Source organism: Pseudomonas sp. LjRoot71, assembly GCF_964253255.1.
GTDB lineage: Bacteria > Pseudomonadota > Gammaproteobacteria > Pseudomonadales > Pseudomonadaceae > Aquipseudomonas.
Window position 1 is genome coordinate 3815956 of sequence record NZ_CAXURA020000001.1, and the last position, 23673, is coordinate 3839628.

Annotated in this window: 22 protein-coding genes; 16 read left to right on the forward strand and 6 right to left on the reverse strand. The window is 58.6% G+C overall.

The window, feature by feature from the left end; genetic code table 11:
• Positions 1-18 precede the first annotated feature (18 nt).
• Positions 19-1944: a transglycosylase SLT domain-containing protein gene (locus ACSQ17_RS17990; RefSeq protein WP_436069953.1), complete on the reverse strand. Its 1926-nt coding sequence runs from the start codon at positions 1942-1944 to the stop codon at positions 19-21.
• 352 nt (positions 1945-2296) lie between these two features.
• On the opposite strand from ACSQ17_RS17990, the gene ACSQ17_RS17995 reads away from it, so the two are divergent.
• Together ACSQ17_RS17995 and ACSQ17_RS18000 are read left to right on the forward strand one after the other, a co-directional pair.
• Entirely contained in the window at positions 2297-4213 is a 1917-nt protein-coding gene (locus tag ACSQ17_RS17995; protein WP_436069954.1) for an ATP-binding cassette domain-containing protein, read from the forward strand.
• Between the two features lie 51 nt (positions 4214-4264).
• Positions 4265-4951 (forward strand): DUF6901 family protein, encoded by a 687-nt coding sequence (locus ACSQ17_RS18000; protein ID WP_257778152.1) that lies wholly within the window; start codon positions 4265-4267, stop codon positions 4949-4951.
• Positions 4952-4978: 27 nt separating this feature from the next.
• Here ACSQ17_RS18000 and ACSQ17_RS18005 read toward each other — a convergent pair whose 3' ends face one another.
• Positions 4979-5419, reverse strand: coding sequence for a universal stress protein (locus ACSQ17_RS18005; protein WP_436069955.1), 441 nt, complete (start codon positions 5417-5419; stop codon positions 4979-4981).
• 87 nt (positions 5420-5506) lie between these two features.
• On the opposite strand from ACSQ17_RS18005, the gene ACSQ17_RS18010 reads away from it, so the two are divergent.
• Positions 5507-5944 carry a hypothetical protein gene (locus ACSQ17_RS18010; protein ID WP_436069956.1) on the forward strand — a complete coding sequence of 146 codons (438 nt, stop codon included), beginning with the start codon at positions 5507-5509 and terminating at the stop codon, positions 5942-5944.
• A 110-nt stretch (positions 5945-6054) separates the two neighbouring features.
• Here ACSQ17_RS18010 and ACSQ17_RS18015 read toward each other — a convergent pair whose 3' ends face one another.
• Positions 6055-6873 carry a hypothetical protein gene (locus tag ACSQ17_RS18015; RefSeq protein ID WP_436069957.1) on the reverse strand — a complete coding sequence of 273 codons (819 nt, stop codon included), beginning with the start codon at positions 6871-6873 and terminating at the stop codon, positions 6055-6057.
• Positions 6874-7356: 483 nt separating this feature from the next.
• Here ACSQ17_RS18015 and fadB point away from each other — a divergent pair, with 483 nt between their 5' ends.
• From fadB to ACSQ17_RS18045, 6 genes are all read left to right on the forward strand, one after another.
• Complete coding sequence (gene fadB / locus ACSQ17_RS18020; protein WP_436069958.1) at positions 7357-9504, forward strand: fatty acid oxidation complex subunit alpha FadB; 2148 nt, start codon at positions 7357-7359, stop codon at positions 9502-9504.
• A gap of 30 nt (positions 9505-9534) precedes the next feature.
• Positions 9535-10710: an acetyl-CoA C-acyltransferase FadA gene (gene fadA, locus ACSQ17_RS18025; protein ID WP_233684304.1), complete on the forward strand. Its 1176-nt coding sequence runs from the start codon at positions 9535-9537 to the stop codon at positions 10708-10710.
• 147 nt (positions 10711-10857) lie between these two features.
• Complete coding sequence (locus ACSQ17_RS18030) at positions 10858-11094, forward strand: DUF1653 domain-containing protein (RefSeq protein WP_436069959.1); 237 nt, start codon at positions 10858-10860, stop codon at positions 11092-11094.
• Between the two features lie 125 nt (positions 11095-11219).
• Positions 11220-13829, forward strand: coding sequence for a type I DNA topoisomerase (topA, locus tag ACSQ17_RS18035; protein ID WP_436069960.1), 2610 nt, complete (start codon positions 11220-11222; stop codon positions 13827-13829).
• A 71-nt stretch (positions 13830-13900) separates the two neighbouring features.
• The gene (locus ACSQ17_RS18040; RefSeq protein WP_436070510.1) at positions 13901-14419 is read left to right on the forward strand and encodes a DUF6586 family protein; all 519 of its coding nucleotides are present in this window, start codon (positions 13901-13903) and stop codon (positions 14417-14419) included.
• Between the two features lie 78 nt (positions 14420-14497).
• Positions 14498-14731 carry a hypothetical protein gene (locus tag ACSQ17_RS18045; RefSeq protein WP_090248059.1) on the forward strand — a complete coding sequence of 78 codons (234 nt, stop codon included), beginning with the start codon at positions 14498-14500 and terminating at the stop codon, positions 14729-14731.
• A gap of 105 nt (positions 14732-14836) precedes the next feature.
• Here the strand turns inward: ACSQ17_RS18045 and sulA are convergent, their stop codons facing one another.
• Both sulA and lexA read right to left on the reverse strand, forming a co-directional pair.
• The gene (gene sulA, locus ACSQ17_RS18050) at positions 14837-15313 is read right to left on the reverse strand and encodes an SOS-induced cell division inhibitor SulA (protein ID WP_436069961.1); all 477 of its coding nucleotides are present in this window, start codon (positions 15311-15313) and stop codon (positions 14837-14839) included.
• 255 nt (positions 15314-15568) lie between these two features.
• Complete coding sequence (gene lexA, locus ACSQ17_RS18055; RefSeq protein ID WP_436069962.1) at positions 15569-16180, reverse strand: transcriptional repressor LexA; 612 nt, start codon at positions 16178-16180, stop codon at positions 15569-15571.
• Positions 16181-16452: 272 nt separating this feature from the next.
• Here lexA and ACSQ17_RS18060 point away from each other — a divergent pair, with 272 nt between their 5' ends.
• The 4 genes from ACSQ17_RS18060 to ACSQ17_RS18075 are packed head-to-tail and all read left to right on the forward strand — an operon-like array spanning position 16453 to position 19500.
• Positions 16453-17160: a TetR/AcrR family transcriptional regulator gene (locus ACSQ17_RS18060; RefSeq protein WP_257778162.1), complete on the forward strand. Its 708-nt coding sequence runs from the start codon at positions 16453-16455 to the stop codon at positions 17158-17160.
• A 47-nt stretch (positions 17161-17207) separates the two neighbouring features.
• Positions 17208-17732, forward strand: a complete 525-nt coding sequence (locus ACSQ17_RS18065) for a L,D-transpeptidase family protein (protein WP_436069963.1) — start codon at positions 17208-17210, stop codon at positions 17730-17732.
• 21 nt (positions 17733-17753) lie between these two features.
• On the forward strand, positions 17754-18752 hold the full coding sequence (nagZ, locus tag ACSQ17_RS18070) for a beta-N-acetylhexosaminidase (RefSeq protein WP_436070511.1): 999 nt from the start codon (positions 17754-17756) through the stop codon (positions 18750-18752).
• A gap of 10 nt (positions 18753-18762) precedes the next feature.
• Entirely contained in the window at positions 18763-19500 is a 738-nt protein-coding gene (locus ACSQ17_RS18075) for an S-methyl-5'-thioinosine phosphorylase (RefSeq protein WP_436069964.1), read from the forward strand.
• A 497-nt stretch (positions 19501-19997) separates the two neighbouring features.
• Here ACSQ17_RS18075 and ACSQ17_RS18080 read toward each other — a convergent pair whose 3' ends face one another.
• Positions 19998-20879 carry a LysR substrate-binding domain-containing protein gene (locus ACSQ17_RS18080; protein WP_436069965.1) on the reverse strand — a complete coding sequence of 294 codons (882 nt, stop codon included), beginning with the start codon at positions 20877-20879 and terminating at the stop codon, positions 19998-20000.
• A 101-nt stretch (positions 20880-20980) separates the two neighbouring features.
• Between ACSQ17_RS18080 and ACSQ17_RS18085 the strand changes: the two genes are divergently transcribed.
• The 3 genes from ACSQ17_RS18085 to ACSQ17_RS18095 all read left to right on the forward strand — a co-directional run bounded on the left by ACSQ17_RS18085 (position 20981) and on the right by ACSQ17_RS18095 (position 23547).
• Positions 20981-22051, forward strand: coding sequence for an alkene reductase (locus ACSQ17_RS18085; RefSeq protein ID WP_436069966.1), 1071 nt, complete (start codon positions 20981-20983; stop codon positions 22049-22051).
• Between the two features lie 11 nt (positions 22052-22062).
• On the forward strand, positions 22063-22899 hold the full coding sequence (locus ACSQ17_RS18090; RefSeq protein WP_436069967.1) for a pirin family protein: 837 nt from the start codon (positions 22063-22065) through the stop codon (positions 22897-22899).
• A 63-nt stretch (positions 22900-22962) separates the two neighbouring features.
• Positions 22963-23547 (forward strand): isochorismatase family protein, encoded by a 585-nt coding sequence (locus ACSQ17_RS18095; RefSeq protein ID WP_436069968.1) that lies wholly within the window; start codon positions 22963-22965, stop codon positions 23545-23547.
• Positions 23548-23673: the final 126 nt, after the last annotated feature.

Here is a 23673-nt window from a genome sequence, read left to right on the forward strand (position 1 = left end):
TGGTTGAGCCGGCTGGGCTTACTGGTCGAAGTAACGTTCGTGCCAGGCCACCAGAGGCTGCGGCGCGTTGAGCTTCTCGCCGTAGATCACGGAGTACGACAGCACGTTCTGTACGTACTGGCGGGTCTCGTCAAACGGAATGTTCTCAATCCACACGTCATACGACAGATGATCCGCGCCCCGTAGCCACTGGCGTACACGGCCTGGCCCGGCATTGTAGGCGGCGGAGGCGAGCACGCGGTTGCCGTTGAACTGGCCATAGATCTGGCTCAGGTAAGCGGCGCCCAGTTGGATATTGATTTCCGGGCGGTACGCCAGTTGCGGCGATGACAGTGGAATGCCGAAACGCTTGGCAGTTTCCTTGGCGGTGGCCGGCATCAGCTGCATCAGGCCCATGGCGCCGACATGGGATTTGGCGTCGGCCATAAAGGCGCTTTCCTGGCGGGTAATGGCGAAGACCCAGCTGGAGTGAATGTCTCGATTGCGCGCCTCACGCACCAGCTGATCGCGGTGGGCCATGGGGAAACGCACATCCAGATCGTCCCAGTACTGCGCCTGGCTGATGGTGCGGATAGCCGGGAAGTACCAGCCCATCTCATAGGCCAGGCGTGCCTGAGCGACCATCTCGTCACGGCTGAACAGGCGGCTGACGTTGTACCACTCGCGACGGCCATCGGCGACTTGGCCGCGGGCGTGGAATTCCAGTGCTCGGCGAATGGCGGCCGAGTTGCGCACCTTCTGAACGGTTTGTGGGCTTAGGGCCAGCGGTTTGTTGTTCAGTTGATAAGGCGCCTGCACCTGGTCGGCTGCCATAAAGCCGTAGAAGTCACGTTCCTTGGCCAACGCCTGATACAGGGTTTTGGATTCCTGGCTGTTGGGTTGTGCCAGTTGCAGGCTGCGTGCCTGCCAGTAGCGCCAGCGGTTGGTGTTGCCCAGTTCGGCCGGCATCTTGCGGGTCAGTTGATTGGCTTCTTCCCAGCGCCCCAGGCGCAGCAGCAGGCGCGCGCGCCATTCGCTGACGGTGTTGTCACGCAGCTCGGGGTCGTACTTGGCCATGACCTGCAAGGCGCGGGCATCGAAACGCTTGGCCAGGGTCAGGCCGATTTCGCGGGCAATCGCAACCTGTTCCTCGCTGGAAAACTTCATGCGCTGGGCGTAGCCATCCAGCAGCTTCAACGCGCTTTCCGGATCCTGGCGAGCCAGGCGACGCAAACCGAGGCCTACGACGTCGGCCATGGCCGGGTCGGTCTGGGTAAAGCGTGCGGTCTGTTTCAGCAGCTCAGGCTTTTGCGCCACTTCCAGCAGGCTTTTGCCGTGGTTGCCCAGGGTGGGCATGGTCTTGATCAGGTGGGTGACCAGGCCATAGTTGCGGGCTTCGGCCGCCAGCTTGGCGCGTTGCCAGCGCTTCTGCTCGGTGAGCTGACCGGCTGCAGCCCAGCGTTCGAATAGCGGGTCGCAGGCATTGGGCTGGGATTTGCCCACCAGCCAGAGTTTCTCTGCGGTCGCGCTGCCTTCTTTATGCATACCGTGGGTGAGCTGGTATTGGCCATACAGGCAATCAAGCTCGGTGAAATTCAGGGCAGGGTCGTAGTAGTTGATAAAGGTCTGCCATTCGCCACGCTCGGCCAGCCAGCGTAACCAGCGCAACTTCATCCAGCTGATCTGCGGCAGGTCGCCGTGTTCAGCGAGGAACTTCTCGATTTCGTCATTGCTCGCCCACTTCAGACGGGCGGTCAGCTCGTCATAGGCCAGGTAGGGCTCTAACGGGTAGTCACGCAGGGCGCTGGCATAGCGCTGATAAGGCCCTTTGTCACCTTTGGCCAGTGCGGCTTTGGCTTGATCGTAATATTGACGTTGTTGCGCCAGGGTTGCGGCATGTGCCGCAGAGAAGCTCAGGGAGGAAACCAGCAGGCAGGACAACAGGCTGAACAAAGGACCGCGCATGACACTTCCAGGCAAATAGTGCGTATGGCCCTAGCTTAGTCGTTTGCCTGTAGGCGGTGAAGGCTCAATACGTCTTGCGCGTTAGTGGCTAATGGCCATATTGTGCGCGGGGTTGTTCGCTGGGCTAACGCGTCGTGCCCCGTAACGTGGCAGAAACAAGCGAATTTATTGGCCTCGAGGCCGAAATTGCCTGCGATGATGCTGTGCTTCTCGGTTAGAATGCGCGCCCTGTTTTGCCGGTGCCATGGCATCTGCAAATGATTTTCGGGGTGTTTCAGCTGTTGCCGGCCTGATATGACGCACCACTGCCCGGCTGTAGCTGCTGACCCTGTTGTTTTAGTTGAGGCGCATCATGACCCTGCTCAAATTCACCGAAATTTCCCTGGCCTATGGCGCGATGCCGCTGCTGGACAAGGTGTCGTGGCAGATTGCCCGGGGCGAGCGGGTATGCATCATCGGCCGCAACGGCACGGGCAAGTCGAGCATGATGAAGCTGGTCAAGGGTGACCAGAAGGCCGACGACGGCACTGTGTGGCGCGCTCCTGGGTTGAAGATTGGCGAGTTGCCGCAGGAACTGCCAGTGGCCGACGATCGCACCGTATTTGATGTGGTCGCCCAAGGCCTGGACGGTGTTGGTGAATTGCTCGCGCAGTACCACCACTTGGCGCAGAACTGTGTCACCGACGCTGACCTGGAAAAATTGATGCATGTGCAGCAAGACCTCGAAGCCCGTGATGGCTGGCGCTTGCAGCAACTGGTCGACAGCACCCTGAGCCGTCTGCAATTGCCGGCCGACAAAACCCTGGCCGAATTGTCGGGTGGCTGGCGCCGTCGCGTGCTATTGGCCCAGGCGCTGGTCTCCGAGCCGGATCTGTTGCTGCTCGACGAGCCCACCAACCACCTGGACATCGGCGCCATTGCCTGGCTGGAAGAGGCGCTGGCGGAGTTTCAGGGCGCTGTACTGTTTATTACCCACGACCGTTCCTTTTTACAGAATCTGGCCACACGCATCCTCGAACTGGATCGCGGCGGCCTGATTGACTGGAACGGCGACTACGCCAGCTTCCTGGTACACAAGGAAGCCATGCTGGCGGCGGAAGAAACCGCCAACGCCCTGTTTGACAAGAAGCTGGCTCAGGAAGAAGTGTGGATTCGCCAAGGCATCAAGGCCCGCCGGACCCGCAACGAAGGCCGTGTACGCGCCCTGAAAGCCCTGCGTGTGGAGCGCAGCGAGCGCCGTGAGCGTACCGGCAAGGCCAATATTCAGCTGGATACTGTAGAGAAATCCGGCAAGCAGGTCATGGTGCTGGAGAACGTCAGTTTTGCCCATCCCGGCGGGCCGTTCCTGGTCAAGGACTTCTCCATGGTGTTACAGCGCGGTGACCGCATTGGTCTGTTGGGCGCCAACGGCACCGGCAAGACCACCTTGCTCAAGCTGATGCTAGGCGGCCTGCAGCCCAGCAGTGGCTCGGTAACCGAAGGCACGCGTATTGAAGTGGCTTATTTTGACCAATTACGTCACCAGCTCGATCTGGAAAAAACCGTGATCGACAACGTTGCCGAAGGCCGTGATTTCATCGAGATTGATGGGCAGAACCGCCATGTGCTGAGCTACCTGGGCGACTTCCTGTTCAGCCCGCAGCGTGCGCGTACGCCGGTCAAGGCGCTGTCCGGTGGTGAGCGGGCACGCCTCTTGCTGGCCAAGCTGTTCAGCAAACCGGCCAACCTGCTGGTGCTGGATGAGCCGACCAACGACCTCGATGTAGAAACGCTGGAGCTGCTGGAAGAAGTGCTGCTGACTTTCCCAGGTACCGTGCTGATGGTCAGCCACGACCGGGCGTTCCTCGACAACGTGGTGACCAGCACCCTGGTGTTCGAGGGCGAAGGGCGTGTGCGTGAATACGTGGGTGGTTATCAGGACTGGCTGCGCCAGGGTGGTTCGCCGCGCTTGCTCGGTGTGGGTGAGAGTAAAGCTGGCAAACCTGAACTGGCTTCGGCTGTGGTCCCGGCACCGGTTGTTGCCGAGCCCGTGGTAGCCACTACCGCAAACAAGAAAAAACTCAGCTACAAACTACAGCGCGAACTGGAAGCCATTCCAGGGCAGATCGATGCTCTGGAACTACGGGTCGCTGAGCTGCAGGAACAAACTGCTGCACCAACTTTTTATCAGCAATCTGCGGAGAAAACGGCTGAGGTGCTGGCCACCTTGCAGTCGGCTCAGCAAGAGCTGGATCAGTTGGTTGAACGCTGGGCGGAGCTGGAAGGCTAAGCCTGAGCAATACCCTCAAACAGGATTTTGAGATTTCTGCCGGAGACCGTTATGGCCATCGAGTACCGCATCACTCTCGACGACAATCATCAGTTCAGCTACAGGATCGAGCTGGACCGCGTCTATGAAGCCGAGGTGGCGCAAAGCGCGCCGGCCTGGACCCGGCTGGAGTATCAGCAGTGCAGTAATTGCCCGTTGAGCAAGGACAACTTCAGCCATTGTCCGGCGGCGGTCGACCTGCACCGGGTGATCGAGGACTTCCAGGGCTTGCCGGCGTTCAAGAAGGTCTCCGTGTGGGTGCGTACGCCGGAGCGCGAGTACACCAAGTTGCTGGGTTTGGAGGAGGGCTTGCGTGCACTGCTCGGGGTGATTATGGCCACCAGTGCCTGTCCGGTACTGGGCAAGCTCAAACCGATGGCGCAGCATCACTTGCCGTTTGCCAATAGCCAGGAGTTCACTCTGCGCACGGTGTCGCTGTACCTGACGCAGCAGTATTTCAATCTGCGCGAAGGACGTCCGGCAGATTGGGAACTCAAAGGTCTGGTGCGCATGTTCCAGCAGTTGCAGTTGGTCAACCAGGCGTTCTGGCAGCGCATTCACGCCACCTGTGAAGGTGACTCTAACCTCAAGGCGTTTCTGACCTTCTTCTCGATGGCCTCGAGCATGACCTATTCGCTGGAAACCCAGCTGCAAAAGATTCGTCCACTGGTCATGAGCGCAGGTGACGCCGGCGATTGAGCCTTGGGCTGTTCGCCGGCAGTGGCTTTAATCCGCTTTTTTCAGGCGTACTGCAAGCACGTCGCAGGGTGCGCCGTGCAGTACGTCGTTGGCGGTAGAGCCCAGCAATAACGCCAGCCCATGGCGGCCATGGCTGCCGACGATGATCAGGTCGCACTGTTGTTCAGTGGCCAGGCGATGGATTTCCTGGCGGGGTTGACCGTAGGCCAGATGGCGTTGGCCGCTGCCCAGGGTTGGATACTTGCCGGCGAACTTGTCCAGACGCTCGCGGGCCTGATCAAACTGTTGCTGTTGCAGCATCGACAGGTCCATCGGCACGTCGCCGCCAAAGGCCATAGCCATCGGTTCGACAATATGCACCACAGATAATCTGGCGCCACTGCTGGCGGCCAGTTTCTGTGCGCGGTGCATAACCGGGTCGCATTCTTCGGTAAGGTCGACGGCGACCAGAATGTGCTGGTAGGGCATGGGGTAACTCTCCGTGCAAGTGGATCAATGGCTTTAGTATGGCCGTCTTGAGCGCTGATGACAGGCTTTTGCCTGCGAGATAACGATATGAGTCCCTGGTTTCTGCTGTTGCTCCTGGCCTTTTTGCTCAGCCCGCTGGCCTGGCTGGTGCCGTCGCGTCATCAGCGTGGGCAGATGAATGTGCGTCTGCAGGCGCGACAAATGGGAGTGGCAATGCAGTTGTCGCGCCAGGAATGGCCGCATTGGTTGCTGCGTCAACCGCCAGGTTCGTGCCCGCAGTACCATCGGGCGCGCCGGCGTGGGCAGGTCGATAGCTGGTGTTATTGGCAGCTGCAGCCGGGGCAGTGGGTCAACAAGTGGCGAGAACCCTGCCCAGATCAGGCCTTGCTGGAGCAGTTGCAGGGTTTGCCCGCGGATGCCTACAAGGCCGAAGCGACTGCGCAGATGCTCTCGGTGTGCTGGGGCGAGCGTGGGGCGCGGGAGGCGCTGGAGAAGGTTGTTGGTTTTCTCAAGGCTAACGCCTGAGCTCAGGGCTGATGCCGCAGCCATGAGGTTTGCGTCCTTATAAAAGAAAGCCCAGTGCGAGCACTGGGCCGGAGTACGGCCAGGCAGGCCGGTCAAGCGGGGTGGGTTGCTCAGAGGTTGGCGGCGGCGTATTGGCCGGCAATCTGTTCAATACCCTGAATAATGGTGTTGGAATACTTGTTGACCAGAAACGGCACGCTGTTCTCGTTGTAGTTGATCAGCGACTTCTCAATATACCGCCACTTGGTGCTCACCCCCTCCCAGGCCTGTTTGAGCTGTGGGGTATTCTTCGGGTCTTTTTCCAAGGCAGCCATCTTGCTGGCGAACTCGCTGACCAGCTCTTCCATCGGCCGTGCATCACCGCCGCCCATAAATGTGGCACCGACCGATGCGCTACGCGAAGCGTAATCCACTGCAATGCCTTGCATCAGCAGGCTCTGCTCGCGGCTCAGTTGAGTCAGTGTCGGCACATTGTAGCTGCTCTCCTGCTGAATCTTGATGTACAGCTCCTGGCTCAGGCTCATCAGCTGCTGATTGCGTGTGGCCAGGTCGGCTACCGGTTGCAGGTCTGTGTAGCCTTGGTTCTTCAGGGCATTGGTCAGGTTGTTCAGATCAATCTGGTAACCCTTCCATTGTTGGTCCAGCTGCGAGCGCAGGGCCTTTGAGCCTTCCCCCGGCATGTCGGTCAGGGCGCTCAGATGGTTGTTGGCCTCGGTCAGCGACTCATTGATCATGCGTGCGTAACGCTGGTCGCCCTCCATGCCGTTGAACATATAGAAGTCGCCCAGGGTTTTTTGTGCAGCCAGGCGTAGCTGGTGCAATTTCAGTAGGCTGGTGGCGGAGTCTGCGGCCTGAGTAGCGGCGCTGAACAGTGGGAGAGTAGCGGCGAGCAGGGTGCTCAATGCAATGGCAAGCATGCGGCTCGACATGGGGAAACTCCGTGCGCCCTTGATTGGGCTCTAATTGTTTTTGTTTTTGGTTACGGCCGGTCTAAAACGGCCGTATTGAGACGACTGTACCTGTAGCCAACTCATTTTGCTAGGTAGGTAAAGTGTCACATTTTATGGGGTTGACTGCGATAAAGACGCGTATATCGCTGTGGATGCGCCCCTGTTCGCGGCAGACTTATTTGGCGGCTGGCTGTCAGCCAGAACGTAATTTTTTGTACGGCAACAGAGTCACTACAGGCCAATTGACAAGTTGTGGCTTTTCCTTGAAGGTGTGCACACCCAAATCAAACGGGCGTATGAATTGAGCGTTTGCCTCTTAAGACAGCGCCTTTACAGTCCGATTATCGCGTCGGTGGGTGTGCCAGGCTGATTGGGGCTACTCTAGACGGCTGTGCCGTGGAGTAGCTTGCTGGTTGGCTCCGATGTGTACTAGTTCAGCTTCCATACCGTGGAGATCAGTTGATGATTTACGAAGGTAAAGCCATCACGGTTAAGGCTCTTGAGAGCGGCATCGTCGAATTGAAATTCGACCTCAAGGGTGAATCCGTCAACAAATTCAACCGTCTTACCCTCAATGAACTGCGTCAATCCGTTGATGCAATCAAGGCTGATGGTTCGATCAAGGGCGTGATTGTCACCAGTGGCAAAGACGTGTTTATCGTCGGCGCCGACATCACCGAGTTCGTCGACAACTTCAAGTTGCCGGACGAAGAGCTGGTGGCTGGCAACCTCGAAGCCAACAAGATCTTCAGTGATTTTGAAGACCTCAATGTTCCGACTGTTGTCGCGATCAATGGCATCGCCCTGGGCGGTGGTTTTGAAATGTGCCTGGCGGCGGATTACCGCGTCATGGCCGATAGCGCCAAAGTAGGCCTGCCGGAAGTCAAACTGGGCATCTACCCAGGCTTCGGCGGCACCGTGCGTCTGCCACGTGTTATCGGTACCGATAACGCTGTTGAGTGGATTGCTGGTGGTAAGGAAAACAAAGCAGCCGACGCTCTGAAAGTAGGTGCTGTTGATGCTGTTGTGGCTCCGGCCAAGCTGCAAGAGGCTGCTCTGGACCTGATCAAGCGCGCCATCTCCGGCGAACTGGACTACAAGGCCAAGCGTCAGCCGAAGCTGGAAAAACTCAAGCTCAACGCTATTGAGCAGATGATGTGCTTCGAAACCGCCAAAGGTTTTGTTGCAGGTCAAGCCGGCCCGAACTATCCGGCTCCGGTTGAAGCGATTAAGACTATCCAGAAAGCCGCCAACATGGCGCGCGACAAGGCTCTGGAAGTTGAAGCGGCTGGCTTCGTCAAACTGGCTAAAACCCCGGTTGCTGCCAGCCTGATCGGCCTGTTCCTGAATGATCAGGATCTGAAGAAGAAAGCCAAGCAGCACGACGAAATTGCCAAAGACGTGAAACTGGCTGCTGTTCTAGGTGCCGGCATCATGGGTGGCGGTATCGCCTATCAGTCCGCGTCCAAGGGCACCCCGATCCTGATGAAGGATATCCGTGAAGAGGGTATCCAGATGGGTCTGAACGAGGCTTCCAAGCTGCTAGGCGGCCGCGTTGCCAAGGGTCGCATGACTCCGGCGAAGATGGCTGAAGCGCTGACTGCCATTCGTCCAACCATGTCCTACGGCGACTTCGGCGCAGTCGACATCGTTGTCGAAGCCGTAGTCGAGAACCCGAAGGTCAAGCAGATCGTGCTGGCTGAAGTGGAAGGCGTAGTTAAAGAAGACGCCATCCTCGCGTCGAACACTTCGACCATTTCCATCAACTTGCTGGCCAAGGCCCTCAAGCGTCCGGAAAACTTCGTCGGCATGCACTTCTTCAACCCTGTGCACATGATGCCGCTGGTTGAGGTTATTCGTGGCGAGAAGTCCAGCGATGTCGCTGTGGCGACCACCGTTGCCTACGCCAAGAAAATGGGCAAGACCCCGGTTGTGGTCAACGACTGCCCGGGCTTCCTGGTCAACCGTGTGCTGTTCCCGTACTTCGGTGGCTTCTCCAAGCTGCTGGGCTTCGGTGTGGACTTCGTGCGTATCGACAAGGTCATGGAGAAGTTCGGCTGGCCGATGGGCCCGGCGTACCTGTCTGACGTGGTTGGTATCGACACCGGTCACCACGGCCGTGACGTAATGGCTGAAGGCTTCCCGGATCGCATGGCGGTTGAAGGCCGTACTGCGGTTGACGTGATGTACGAAGCTGATCGCCTGGGTCAGAAGAACGGCAAGGGTTTCTACGCCTACGAGACCGACAAGCGCGGCAAGCCGAAGAAAGTCTCCGATCCAGTGGCTTACGAGTTGCTGAAGTCCATCGTGACCGAGCAGCGTGAAGTGACTGATGAAGACATCATCAACTTCATGATGATCCCGCTGTGCATGGAAACCGTGCGTTGTCTGGAAGACGGCATCGTTGAGACCGCTGCTGAGGCCGATATGGGCCTGATCTACGGCATCGGCTTCCCGCCCTTCCGCGGTGGTGCGCTGCGTTACATCGATACCGTCGGTGTAGCCGAGTTCGTTGCCCTGGCCGACAAATACGCCGAGCTGGGCGCGCTGTACACCCCGACTGCCAAGCTTCGCGAAATGGCCGCTAAGGGCCAGAAGTTTTTCGGTTAATCGCGGACAGACTAGAGCGAGAGTGAATTTATGAGCCTGAATCCTAGAGATGCAGTCATCGTCGACTTCGGTCGTACCCCGATGGGTCGTTCCAAGGGCGGCATGCATCGCAACACCCGTGCCGAAACCATGTCGGCCAACCTGATCAGCGGCGTGCTGGCACGTAACACCAAGCTGGATCCAGCTGAAGTGGAAGACGTGATCTGGGGCTGCGTTAACCAGACCCTGGAGCAGGGCTGGAACATCGCGCGCATGGCGTCGCTGATGACCCAGATCCCGCACACCAGTGCTGGCCAGACCGTGAGCCGCCTGTGCGGTTCGTCCATGAGCGCCCTGCACACTGCCGTGCAGGCGATCCAGACCGGCAACGGTGACGTGTTCGTCATCGGTGGTGTGGAGCACATGGGCCACGTTGGCATGATGCACGGCGTCGATCCAAACCCGCACCTGTCGCTGTACGCAGCCAAGGCTTCGGGCATGATGGGTCTGACCGCTGAAATGCTGGGCAAGATGCACGGCATCAGCCGTGAGCAGCAGGACGCCTTTGGTGAGCGTTCGCACCGTCTGGCGCACAAAGCCACCGTCGAAGGCAAGTTCAAGGATGAAATCATCCCGATGCAAGGCTACGACGAGAACGGTTTCCTGAAAGTCTTCGACTACGACGAAACCATTCGTCCGGAGACTACTCTGGAAAGCCTGGCTGCCCTGAAGCCTGCGTTCAACCCGAAAGGCGGCACTGTGACTGCGGGTACGTCCTCGCAGATTACCGACGGTGCTTCCTGCATGATCGTCATGAGCGCCCAGCGTGCTCAGGATCTCGGCATTCAGCCAATGGCCGTGGTTCGTGCCATGGCGGTGGCCGGTGTTGATCCAGCGATCATGGGTTACGGTCCGGTACCGTCGACTCAGAAGGCACTGAAGCGTGCTGGCCTGACCATCAACGACATCGACTTCTTCGAGCTCAACGAAGCCTTCGCTGCCCAGGCCCTGCCTGTGCTGAAGGACCTGAAAGTGCTCGACAAGATGGAAGAGAAGGTCAACCTGCACGGTGGCGCGATCGCTCTGGGTCACCCGTTCGGTTGTTCCGGTGCGCGTATCTCCGGTACTCTGCTGAACGTGATGAAGCAGAATGGCGGCACCTTCGGCGTGTCGACCATGTGCGTCGGTCTCGGCCAAGGCATCACCACCGTCTTCGAACGCCTGTAAGCTTCACGCAGCGTTAGAGATGGAAAAACCGGGGCCTAGCCCCGGTTTTTGTTTTTGGTCTGTTTGTTGTAGCGATCACCTTTTGGCTTTTTGCCAGGGGAACGCACTCCCAGTTTTTCTCGGCAGAAAATCTTCAAGGAATTATCCATGCAGTTACAGCCTGGCCTCTATCGTCATTACAAAGGTCCTGAGTACCGCGTGTTTGGCGTGGCTCAGCACTCCGAGACAGAGCAGTCGATGGTGGTCTACCAGGCGCTGTACGGCGAATTCGGCCTGTGGGTCAGGCCGTTGGAGATGTTCTGCGAAAGTGTCGAAGTGGACGGCGAGATGGTTCCACGCTTTGCTTTGATTCAGGCTGAAAGCGCACTTATCAGTCGGCCTTGAGCTGATACCGGGCCATTGCTGCGCTTGACCTCGGCCGGACCACCACTATATATAGCGGTGCCGCGCTAGTAGGCAGTACAGCGCCTCCCGCATTTATTTACCGAATTTCAGGAATTTTCCAATCCATGGGCAAATCGCTGGTCATCGTGGAATCCCCGGCCAAGGCCAAGACCATCAACAAGTACTTGGGCAACGAGTACGTGGTGAAGTCGAGCATCGGCCATATCCGTGACCTACCCACCAGTGGCTCGGCGAGCACCGCCAAGGAGCCCGCCAAGCGTGGTAAAGCCGCTGCAGGTGAAGCACCGGCGCTGTCGCCCAAGGAAAAAGCCAAGCGTCAGCTGTTCGCGCGCATGGGGGTTGATCCCGAGCACGGTTGGAAAGCCAAGTACGAGATCCTCCCCGGCAAGGAGAAGGTGGTTGAGGAATTGCGCCGCTTGGCCAAGGATGCCGACACCATCTACCTCGCAACCGACTTGGACCGCGAGGGGGAAGCCATTGCCTGGCACCTGCGCGAATCCATTGGCGGCGACGACAGCCGCTACAAGCGCGTGGTGTTTAACGAAATCACCAAAAAAGCCATTCAGGAAGCGTTCGCCAAGCCGGGTGAGCTGGATATCAACCGAGTCAATGCTCAGCAAGCGCGGCGCTTTCTCGATCGCGTGGTGGGCTATATGGTCTCGCCGCTGCTGTGGGCCAAGATTGCCCGTGGTCTTTCCGCTGGCCGCGTGCAATCGGTAGCCGTGAAGCTGGTGGTCGAGCGTGAGAAAGAAATCCGCGCCTTTGTGCCTGAAGAGTACTGGGAAGTGCATGCCGACCTCGGCACCGCCAAGGGCGCTAACGTGCGCTTTGAAGTGGCGCGGGAAAACGGCAATGCCTTCAAGCCGCTGAATGAGGCGCAGGCCATGGCCGCCTTGGCCACGCTGAAAGCCTCCAGCTACAGCGTCAGCAAACGTGAGGACAAACCGACCAGCAGCAAGCCGTCGGCGCCGTTCATTACCTCCACCCTGCAGCAGGCCGCCAGTAACCGCCTGGGCTTTGGGGTGAAGAAGACCATGATGATGGCCCAGCGTCTGTATGAGGCGGGCTACATCACTTACATGCGTACTGACTCGACCAACCTCTCGGTCGATGCTGTGAGCATGGTGCGCGGCTTTATTGAAAGCGAGTACGGCAAGAAGTACCTGCCGGCCAACCCGATTGCCTACAGCAGCAAAGAAGGTGCGCAAGAAGCGCACGAAGCGATTCGACCTTCCGACGTCAATCTCAAACCGACTCAACTGTCGGGTATGGAACGTGATGCCGAGCGCCTGTATGAGCTGATCTGGCGTCAATTCGTGGCTTGCCAGATGCCGCCGGCCGAATACCTGTCGACCACCGTTACCGTCACTGCCGCACAGTTCGAGCTGCGCGCCAAAGGTCGTATCCTCAAGTTTGATGGCTATACCCGCGTGCTGCCGCAACTGAGCAAGCCGGGTGATGATGACGTGCTGCCAGAAATGGCTCAGGGCGAAGCGCTCAAGCTGGTCAAACTCGACCCCAGCCAGCACTTCACCAAACCGCCAGCACGTTACTCGGAAGCCAGTCTGGTCAAGGAAATGGAGAAGCGCGGTATCGGTCGCCCGTCGACCTATGCGGCGATCATCGGCACCATTCAGGATCGTGGCTACGTGGCGCTGCACAATCGCCGGTTCTACTCGGAGAAAATGGGCGACATCGTCACCGAGCGTCTGGCTGAAAGCTTCTCCAACCTGATGGACTATGGCTTTACCGCGGGCATGGAAGAGCACCTGGATGATGTGGCTCAGGGCGAGCGTGAGTGGAAGCACGTGCTGGATGAGTTCTACGGCGACTTCAAGAAAAAACTTGAAGTGGCTGAAGCGGGCGAGGGCGGCATGCGAGCCAACCAGCCTACGCTGACCGATATCGCCTGCCGTGACTGCGGCCGGCCGATGACTATTCGTACCGCCTCCACAGGCGTATTCCTCGGTTGTTCCGGCTATGCCCTGCCACCGAAAGAGCGTTGCAAAGCCACCGTTAACTTGGTGCCAGGCGATGAAATCGCCGCCGATGACGAAGGTGAGTCGGAGTCTCGCGTATTGCTTGGCAAACACCGCTGCCCGATCTGCTCAACTGCGATGGATGCCTACTTGCTCGATGAAACCCGCAAGTTGCATATCTGCGGCAATAATCCGGATTGCAGCGGTTACGAAGTGGAGCAGGGTCAGTACCGCATCAAGGGTTATGAAGGCCCAAGCCTGGATTGCGACAAGTGCGGCAGCCAGATGCAATTGAAGACCGGTCGCTTTGGCAAGTTCTTCGGTTGCACCAACAGCGAGTGCAAAAACACCCGCAAACTGCTGAAGAGCGGTGAAGCGGCTCCGCCGAAAATGGACCCGGTGAAGATGCCGGAGCTCAAGTGCGAGAAGGTCAACGATACCTACATCCTGCGTGATGGTGCTTCGGGGCTGTTCCTGGCTGCCAGCCAGTTCCCGAAAAACCGCGAAACCCGCGCGCCGCTGGTGCTTGAGCTGATCCCGCACCGTGATGAGATTGACCCCAAGTACCACTTCCTGCTTGATGCGCCGAAGAAAGACCCGCAAGGTCGGGCTGCGGTGATCCGTTACAGCCGCAAGACCAAGGAGCAATACGTGCAGACCGAAGTTGACGGCAAACCGACCGGCTGGCGCGCGTTCTTTGATGGCAGCAAGTGGAAAGTCGAAGACAAGAGCTGATCTGATTAGGTGCGCGCCTGCCGCTTGCAGGCGCGCGTATGCTTATCCGATCCGCGCTGGAGGGTGCCGCGATGGCCCATGAACTCTATACCCGTACCAACCAGAAAATTTTCTACGCTGGCCTGGCGCTGGAGTCCTGGCGCAAGGCCGAGCAGGCGCAGAGTCTGAATTCGCTGGCATTGATCCAGGCTGAGCGTGAGGCTGCGCTGTTTCACCTGTATGGCGCCTTGCTCGGCTTGTGCCATGAGATTGCCGGCTATTACCGGCTGGCCGATAGCACGGCTCCACGGGCTGAGAGCTTTCTGACCCAGGCCGTGCTGGAGGTTGCGCCGAGCCAAGAGCTGGGCGAGCTGGTTGAGTTGGCGCAAACCCCTGATAGCTGGCTGTCCCAACTGCTCAAGGCTTATACCGAGCTGTTTCAGCCGCCCCAGGCATCCAGAAAAGCCAAGTTGGATCCGGCTACTCCGTTGATTACTGCGGTGAGTCTGGATGAAGAAAGTGAGCCGCTGGCCCATCAGGCCCTGGAAGCCTGGCGCCAGCAGCTGAAGGCGCTGGCACAGCGCTTTCGCGAAACCCTGAGCGAGTGGTAACTCGCCGATTGGATCGGCGGACTAGGGTGCGCCTTGGTGGGCTGTTACACTAGACTCCTTTCGTGGAGAACCAAGCCAATGCCTACATCCTTCCTGGAAATTGTCGAACTGCCTGATGGGCGCATAGCCCTGCGCCGTGCCGAGGATGAAGAGTCGTTGGTGGTGCTGGATTTCTCTGCCGACGCCAAGGCATTCCTGCAGGGTCAGCATGTTGAAGTCGCCAAGGCCATGCTTAATGTCGGCGTGCAGATGGCTGGACGTCTGGCTGAGAACAATTTCCAGCAGGAAGAAGGGCCGCGGGTTCTGCACTGATGGCTGATTGGCTAGGCCCTACCGGGCAGGTGATAAGTGTGGCTGCTGTTTGCATGTATGGCTTCAGGCTGACTCGCACAGTCCTTGTGTGCTGCTTTTTGCCAATTATCCCAGACTGATATTCAGGCTTTGCGCCTTGCCCTGTCGAGCTGCCTGTTCAAGCTGCTGCCGTACCTGACGTTCCAGCGGGTGCAGCCAACTGACTACGGTATGACTGCGCCCCAGCGTCAGGGCTTGTTGCGCCAGTTCCAACGCGCTTTGGGCGCCGCGAGGGTGCAACAGCAGAATGCGTTCGCGGTTCAGGCCAGCCTCACGTAACCAGGTCTGGGTTAGGCTTGAAGGCGGGGCAATCAAGGTTAGCCAGCGCTCATCATGGTTATCGCTAAGCTCACGCAGAATTGGCGCTAGAAGGTTCAGGCAGTGCCCGGCTGCGCCGCGTAGCGACAGCTCACTGAACGCCTCTGTCTCATCATCCTGCCAAGGCAGCTCAGTGCTATCGGCAAGTAATGGTGTCACCGTCGATGCCAGAAATGCATCGAACAAAGGCAGCTGTGTACGGTTCAGTGAATGTGGGAACTGCATAGATCCTCCACTAGCAGGTGGTTGAAAACTACCTGCGTTGTCGATACTGCGTTAAAAATGCCCTCGGCAAACCGGTTGAGGTTAACGCGCTTCAGCGCAGCTCGAAGGGCGAGCGAAGCGAGTAATGCTCATTTACAGCCGTAAACTCTGCTTCCCCGGCTATTTTTTCCTTGTCTCGCCTGCCTCGGCTCGAGCTTCCTACTTCGCTCTACCTCCTGCATCCATGCAGGTGTCGCCTACGTTTTCAGCGGCCTGCTAGCGGCGGATAACGCCGACGCTCAGACCTTCAATAATCAGATCCTGTTCTTCCAAATTTACTTCGATCGGTTCGAATTCCGGGTTTTCCGCAATCAGCCAGACCTTGTTGCCCTCGCGTTTGAAGCGTTTGACGGTGACTTCGTCGTCGATGCGCGCTACCACGACTTGGCCATTGCGGGCTTCACGAGTGGTATGTACGGCCAGCAGATCACCGTCGAAGATACCGATGTCCTTCATGCTCATGCCGCGTACACGCAGCAGGTAGTCGGCTCTGGGATGGAAGAACTCCGGGTTGATCTGGCATGATTCCTCAACATGTTGCTGCGCCAGAATTGGCGCGCCGGCGGCGACTCGGCCGATGACCGGCAAGCCTTCCTCTTCTTCGGCGTTGGGTTCGAAACCGGGGATGCGAATACCACGCGAAGCGCCAGGGGTCATTTCGATTGCGCCCTTGCGGGCGAGGGCCTTGAGATGTTCCTCGGCCGCGTTGGGCGACTTGAAACCTAGAGCCAGAGCGATTTCCGCCCGGGTAGGCGGATAGCCATTGTCTTCAAGGCATTGCTTGATGAAGGCGAGAATTTCAGCTTGGCGCGGCGTCAGTTTTAGCATGGTCGGCTCTGTTTTTTTGTACAGTGACTGGGATTATATACAGTGATCGGCGATTGGCAATCCTTGTGTTCTGATCTCTACTCAATGCACTTCCCACCAGTCTGAGGTGCTGCACTGTTACTCGGGCCGCATGCGGGTCGTCTAGCTTGAGTTGATGCGGCTGTTTGCAGGATGCGTGTGACCACCCGGCCACAAGATGGTTTGCCCGGCTTGACAAGGCGGGCGGCTGAAACGTATGTTTCAAACAAGTGTTTGTTCAGATGAAAAGAGTCATGGCCCAGTCGGAAACCGTTGAACGCATTCTCGATGCGGCAGAGCAGCTTTTTGCGGAGAAGGGTTTCGCAGAAACCTCTCTGCGTTTGATCACCAGCAAGGCCGGCGTCAATCTGGCTGCGGTGAACTATCACTTCGGTTCGAAGAAAGCCCTGATTCAGGCAGTGTTCTCGCGATTTCTCGGACCATTCTGCGTCAGCCTGGAACGCGAGCTGGATCGGCGTCAGGCCAAGCCTGAGGTCAAGGTCAGCCTGGAGGAATTGCTCGAGTTGCTGGTCGAGCAGGCGCTAGCGGTGAAGCCGCGCAGTGGTAACGATCTCTCCATCTTCATGCGTCTGCTCGGTCTGGCCTTCAGCCAGAGTCAGGGCCACCTGCGTAAATATCTGGAAGAAGTCTACGGCAAGGTGTTCCGCCGCTACATGCAGCTTGTTCATGAGGCTGCTCCGCGTATTCCGCCGTTGGAGCTGTTCTGGCGTGTGCACTTCATGCTCGGTGCGGCAGCGTTCAGCATGTCCGGGATCAAGGCTCTGCGTGCGATGTCGGAAACCGATTTCGGTGTGAATACCTCGATTGAACAGGTGATGCGCTTGATGGTGCCGTTCCTGGCTGCCGGCATGCGTTCGGAAACTGGCCTGACTGATGAAGCCCTGGCCAGTGCGCAGCTCAAGCCGCGTACCAAGACCAGCGTCACACCTAGCAAAGTTTGACTGCCGCAGGTGGGCTTGGCGGATGCGATCCGCTAAGCTAGCCGCCCATGGTTACCCTCGATTTTTTGCATATCTCCCTCGCTGATCAGCGTCTGTATGGCTTTGCCAACGGTCAGCTGCAGTTGCGTCTGGATGTCTCCACGGCCCTCAAGGGTGCGGGTGAGCAAAATGGCTCCGGCTGTACGCCGCGTGGCTTGCACGTGGTGCGGGCGAAGATCGGTGATGGTTTGCCGAGCGGGGCCGTATTGCGTGGCCGACGCTGGACGGGCGAGGTCTGGACGCCCGAATTACATGCGCAGTTTCCCGGGCGTGACTGGATTCTCACGCGCATTCTCTGGTTGAGCGGTTGTGAACCTGGGCGTAATCGTTTGGGCGCTGTCGACACCTTTCGTCGTTATATCTATCTGCACGGTACGCCGGACAGCGAGCCTATGGGCGTTGCGCTGTCGCATGGTTGCGTGCGTCTGCGCAACAGCGACCTGCTGGAACTATTTGCGCGTGTCCCGGTTCAATGTTCGGTACAGATTGCTGAGGCGGCCTGCCCCGAGTGGGCTGGCGCGCCTCTATTTTAAGGATGTCTTGTGAGTGCACCCATGCAAGGTTCGTTGATGCTGGATATCGCCGGTACCTGGCTGACGGCCGAGGATCGGCAGATCCTGCGCCAGCCGCAGGTGGCCGGGTTGATTCTGTTTGCCCGCAATATCGAAGACCCGCGCCAGGTGCGCGAATTGTCGGCGGCAATCCGTGCGGTGCGTCCGGATCTGTTGCTGGCGGTGGATCAGGAAGGTGGGCGCGTGCAGCGTTTGCGTCAGGGCTTCGTGCGGTTACCGGCGATGCGTGCGCTGGCCGATAATGCCAATGCCGCGCAGTTGGCTGAAGATTGTGGCTGGGTGATGGCCAGCGAAGTGCTGGCTGCCGGCCTGGACTTGAGTTTTGCCCCGGTGCTGGACCTCGATCACCAGCGCAGTGCGGTGGTGGGCAGTCGCAGCTTTGAGGGCAACGCCGAGCTGGCGACCTGCCTGGCCGGTGCGTTTATCCGCGGGATGAATGCCGCCGGCATGGCCGCGACTGGCAAGCATTTCCCCGGTCATGGTTGGGCTGAGGCGGATTCCCACGTGGCGATTCCAGTGGATGAGCGCAGCCTGGAGCAGATTCGCGCGGTCGACCTGCAACCCTTTGCCCGGTTGAGCCGGCAACTGGCAGCGGTGATGCCGGCGCATGTGATTTACCCGCAAGTGGACAGCCAGCCGGCCGGTTTTTCCCGGCGTTGGTTGCAGGACATTCTGCGTGGTGAGCTGGGCTTTACCGGAGTGATTTTCAGTGATGACCTGAGCATGGCCGGCGCTCACGTGGTGGGTGATGCGGCGTGCCGTATCGAGGCCGCATTAGTCGCCGGCTGTGACATGGGCCTAGTGTGCAATGATCGGGCGGCAGCCGAGCTTGCCCTGAGTGCTCTGCAGCGGCTCAAGGTGCAGGCGCCCCAAGGACTGGCCCGTATGCGTCGGCAGGCGTTCCCCGGTATTGAATACCGTCAAAATCCGCGTTGGCTGGCAGCGCTGAGCAACCTGCGCGCAGCCCAACTGATCGACTGAGGATGGCCCAATGACGGTTCACGCAATTATCGGTGGGACAGGCCTGACCAAACTCGATGGTCTGACCATCAAGGCGGCGTTGCATATCGATACGCCGTATGGCGCGCCGTCTGCTGCCGTGCTCAAGGGCGATTACGCAGGGCGGGAAGTGCTGTTTCTTGCCCGGCATGGCCATCCACACCGCATTCCACCGCACCAGGTCAATTACCGCGCCAACCTGTGGGCGCTGCGTGAGGCAGGGGCTAAGGCGATCATCGCGGTAAACGCTGTCGGCGGTATCCACGCGGCCATGGGCACTGGGCATTTCTGTGTGCCGCATCAGATTATCGATTACACCTATGGCCGTGAGCACAGCTTCTTCGAGGGCGAACTGGAGCACGTGACCCATGTGGATTTCAGCCATCCCTATGATGCCGTGCTGCGCGCTAAGCTGGCCCAGGCATTGACGGCCGAGCATGGTGCATTCAGCAGTCATGGTGTTTATGGTTGTACCCAGGGGCCACGGCTTGAGACCGTGGCTGAGATTGCCCGCATGGAGCGCGACGGTTGTGACATCGTCGGGATGACGGGGATGCCGGAGGCCGCCCTGGCCCGCGAGCTGGCCTTGCCTTATGCCTGCCTGGCGCTGGTGGTGAACCCAGCAGCGGGCAAGTCACGCGCGCTGATCAGCATGGCAGAGATCGAGCGCGCGCTGGATGAGGGCATGGGTACGGTCAAGGCTGTATTGGCGCGGGTGTTGGCCAGCTGAGAAAAGTACGCCGCAATAAAAAGGGCCGCATGATGCGGCCCTTTTTATTAGTTGCGCGCTATTATGCACCAGGAGCACAACTGCTTTTTATTCAATGAGTTATGGATGCTGTCAGCGCTGAATCAGGTCATTCAGAACAGCTTGGCAGCATTGCATACCACTCGCTCGCGCAGCTTAGTGCAGGCATCGCTGCAATGTCTGTCTTTCCAGTCATTATTAGAGATTTTTCAGCTTAATGACTGGAATTGTAGTCACTACAAACTCATCCCAGTTTTGCCGATTTAGACATGAGCTCATAGCCCTCTTGTGGAGCGCCAGTGCTAGTACATACAAAACTTCGGTCAGGGAGTCCTTCTCGTCTCCCTCGTTGACAGCTCATTCGGACAGACCTTCTTGAAGCTGCTTCTGCGTTCGCGCCTGGTGTGCCCCCGGAGCTGACGACGCGTGTTCATGAGTGTTGGCGCAATGTCAGCTTATTTCTGGCTCAAAAAGAGACGTTAAATGTTTGCCAGTCTCTCGCGCAGAAACTCGATAAAGCGCTGTGTTTTAGCCGGTAGCAGCCGGGTCTCGGTAAGGGCATACACAGACACTGGGGCTGCTTGCCACTGCGGCAACACTTGGCGCAACTCGCCCTTGGCCAGGGCCTGAGCGGCGATCCCTTCGGGTAGCAGGGCGATACCTAGATCCAGCGTCGCCATACGCCGAATCATCCCCACGCTGTTGAGTTCAAATCGCCCGCCGACCTCAACTTCCTCTCGCCCTTGCTCGCTCGACAGTGTCCAGCGGTTGCTTTGCGAGCCACGCATACGCAGGCACTCATGGTGCACCAAATCCGAGGGGTGAGCGGGCTCACCGGACAATTCGAGATAGCGCGGCGAGGCGTAAAGGCAACGGCGCAAACTCGTCAGCTTGCGGGCGATCAGGTTCGAGTTCGCCGGCTCGCCCATTCGGATGACAACGTCGACAGGTTCGCTCACCAGATCAACCTGACGTGGCGTCAGGTCGAGCTCGAAGCTGATACCGGGGTAGAGCCGAGCAAACTCGGCAATCAGCGGTGCCAGGTAGATATTGGCGAAATCCACCGGCAGTGATACCCGCAGCAAGCCGCTGGGTCTGGCGAGCATTTCTCCAAGCTGCTCATGGGCCAGACGTGCTTCATCAACAATACGTTTGCAGCGATCAAAGTACAGCTGGCCAGCCTCGGTCAGCTCAATCCTGCGCGTGGTGCGGTGCAGCAGCCGCAAGCCGATTTCCTTCTCCAGGCCACTGATTCGGCGCGACAAGGTCGAGTTCGGCATGCCCAGTGCCTCCGCTGCTTTGCGGAAGCTGCGCACCTTTACGACTTCAACAAACAGCGCCATGTCATTGAGAAACTCCATGCGCATTGCTCCACCAGTGGATCAGTTATTTCAATTTAGCCGGATTTATCCCGCTTTTGCATTAGTGAATCATAGCGACATCACCACTGAGGAACACCCAGATGAATTCGCTTTTTTCGCAAGTCCAGATCGGTCGCTACACCCTTCGTAACCGCATGGTCATGGCACCCATGACCCGTTCGCGCGCCGACGATGCCGGCGTACCGAGCGATCTGGTGCAGACCTACTACGCACAGCGCTCCAGTGCCGGCCTGATCATTTCCGAAGGCGTCTTCCCCAATGCGTTGGGCAAGGGTTATGTCCGTACCCCCGGTATCGAAACCCCCGAGCAAGTGGCGGCCTGGAAACAGGTTACCGACGCGGTTCACGCTCGCGGTGGCCGTATCTTTATGCAGCTGATGCACTGCGGTCGCGTTTCTCATCCGTCGTTGCTGCCCGAAGGTGCACAACCGCAAGCGCCCTCGGCAATTAAGGCTGCCGGTCAGACTTGGACAGCCACCGGCTTGCAGGACTTCGTTACACCTCATGCCATGAGCGTGGCCGAAATCACCTCGGTCATCGGCAGTTACCGGAGTGCTGCACGTCGTGCCATTGAGGCTGGGTTTGATGGTGTGGAGCTGCATACCGCGTCCGGCTACTTGCCCGAGCAGTTCCTCTCGTCTGGCAGTAACCAGCGCGATGACCAATACGGCGGCTCGGTGGCGAATCGTGCGCGCTTCGTACTCGAAGTGCTGCACGCCATGGTGCTGGAAATTGGCGGTGATCGCGTCGGGATCAAGATTTCTCCCGAGATGAACTTCAACGACATCGTCGATGCTAACCCGCAGGAAACCTACACCTACCTGGTCGAGCAACTGCGTGAATTCAATCTCGCCTACCTGCACGTTGCCTTGTTCGGTGCCAGTGTCGATTACCACGCTCTGCTGCGTCCGTTGTTCGCTGGCGCTTATCTGGTCGGTGGCGGGCTGAGTAAAGAGTCTGCCCAAGGCTTGCTCGCCGAAGGCCGCGCCGATGCCGCTGTCTTCGGCAGCACCTTCCTGGCCAACCCGGATCTGCCGGAGCGTTTCCGTACCGATGCGCCACTCAATGTGCCTAACAAGGACAGCTTCTACGCACCGGGCGCTGAGGGCTACATCGATTACCCGTCCATCAGCCCTGTGCAGAGCGCCTGAGGAACTTAGTCATGACCGCCGTCGCACGTTTGCAGCGCATGCACCACGGTAGCCACTTTCGCGCCTTCACCCTGCGCGGCGGGCAGTCCGACCAGAGCATCGACCCGTTTCTCGCGGTCGATCATGCCTGGATCGGTGGGCCTACTTTTCCACCACACCCACACGCTGGCTTTTCAGCGGTTTCCTATCTGTTCCTGGATTCGGAGACCGGCATCGATAACCGCGATGCACTGGGCAACCGCAACCTGATCCAGCCAGGCGGACTACATTGGACAGCCGCAGGGAGTGGCGTGGTGCATGAGGAGGTGCCTGCCGAGCCGGGCAAGACCGTGCACATGCTGCAAATCTTCATCAACCTGCCGCTGGATCGGCAAGCGCAGGCACCGTTTGCCTTCAGCCTGGAAGCACAGGACGTGCCCGTGGTGCAGTTGCCGGGAGCCAAAGTCAGAGTGCCGCTCGGCAGCTTTGCCGGGGTCGCTTCCCCTTTGTCTCCGCCCACCGAGGTGAGCCTGTTGGACATCTCCCTGGCCGAGGGCGCGGAAGTGCAGATCCCGGTGCCGGAGGGTTATGTCGCCTTCGTGATGCCGATTGATGGTGAGGTATTGGTCGATGGCCAGGCCTTCAATCTCGCAGAGCAGGCGCTGCCAGTAAAACTGCCGCAACGTGATGACCGCGTTGTCACGCTGCATGCCAATCAAGGGAACGCCAAGGCTGTCGTGTTTTCTGGCCGTCCCCTGCATCAGCCAGTGTTTTGGCAAGGGCCATTGGCGCTTGCCTCCCAAGAGGCGCTGGACGATGCCATTGAGGCTTACCAGCGTGGTGACTTTGGAATCCTGGATCCCCGCTGAGTGAAACAAGCTGTCCCACACATGGGGCGATAGAGCCCCTCTTATCATGCTAGGAGAATCATCATGGTTTACGAAAAATTCAGTGCTGACAATGCTGCCTTGCTGCTGATCGACCATCAGGTGGGAACCATGGGCTGGGTGAAATCCATCCCTTTTGAAGAGCTGAAGCGCAACGCGCTGATGCTGGCCAAGACCGCCGCCATTCTCAAACTGCCGGTCGTGCTGACCTCCAGTATGGAAGAGCACGCCCAAGGCCCACTGCTTAGCGAGCTGGAACAGATCCTGCCTGCCGAATTCGCTGCCCGCGTTCAGCGCCTAGGCATAGTCAATGCCATGGACGATGAAAACTTTGCCGCCGCCGTCAAAGCCACCGGGCGCAAGAAACTGATCATTGCCGGGGTCACCAATGACGTCTGCACCGTATACCCGGCACTGAGCCTGGTACGCGATGGTTATGAGGTTCAGGTTGTGGCCGATGGCGGCGGTTCCCCGAGCGCCATGGCCGATGACATTGCATTGCGCCGGATGGACAAAGGTGGCGTGACACTGACCACGACCAACCAGTTGATCGCGGAACTGGCTGGTAGCTGGGCTACCCCGGAAGGCGGGCAACTCGTCCAAGTGCTGATGGAAGCACTGCAAAGCTAAGTCTTCAGTGAGCGATTGGCGGAGCCACACAGAGTGGTTCCGCCTGCTTCACCCATTCGACAGCACACGCCTCTAATTTTTGTAGCACAAAAATACCCTGCAAGGCCCGTGATAGAGCGCTTTCAG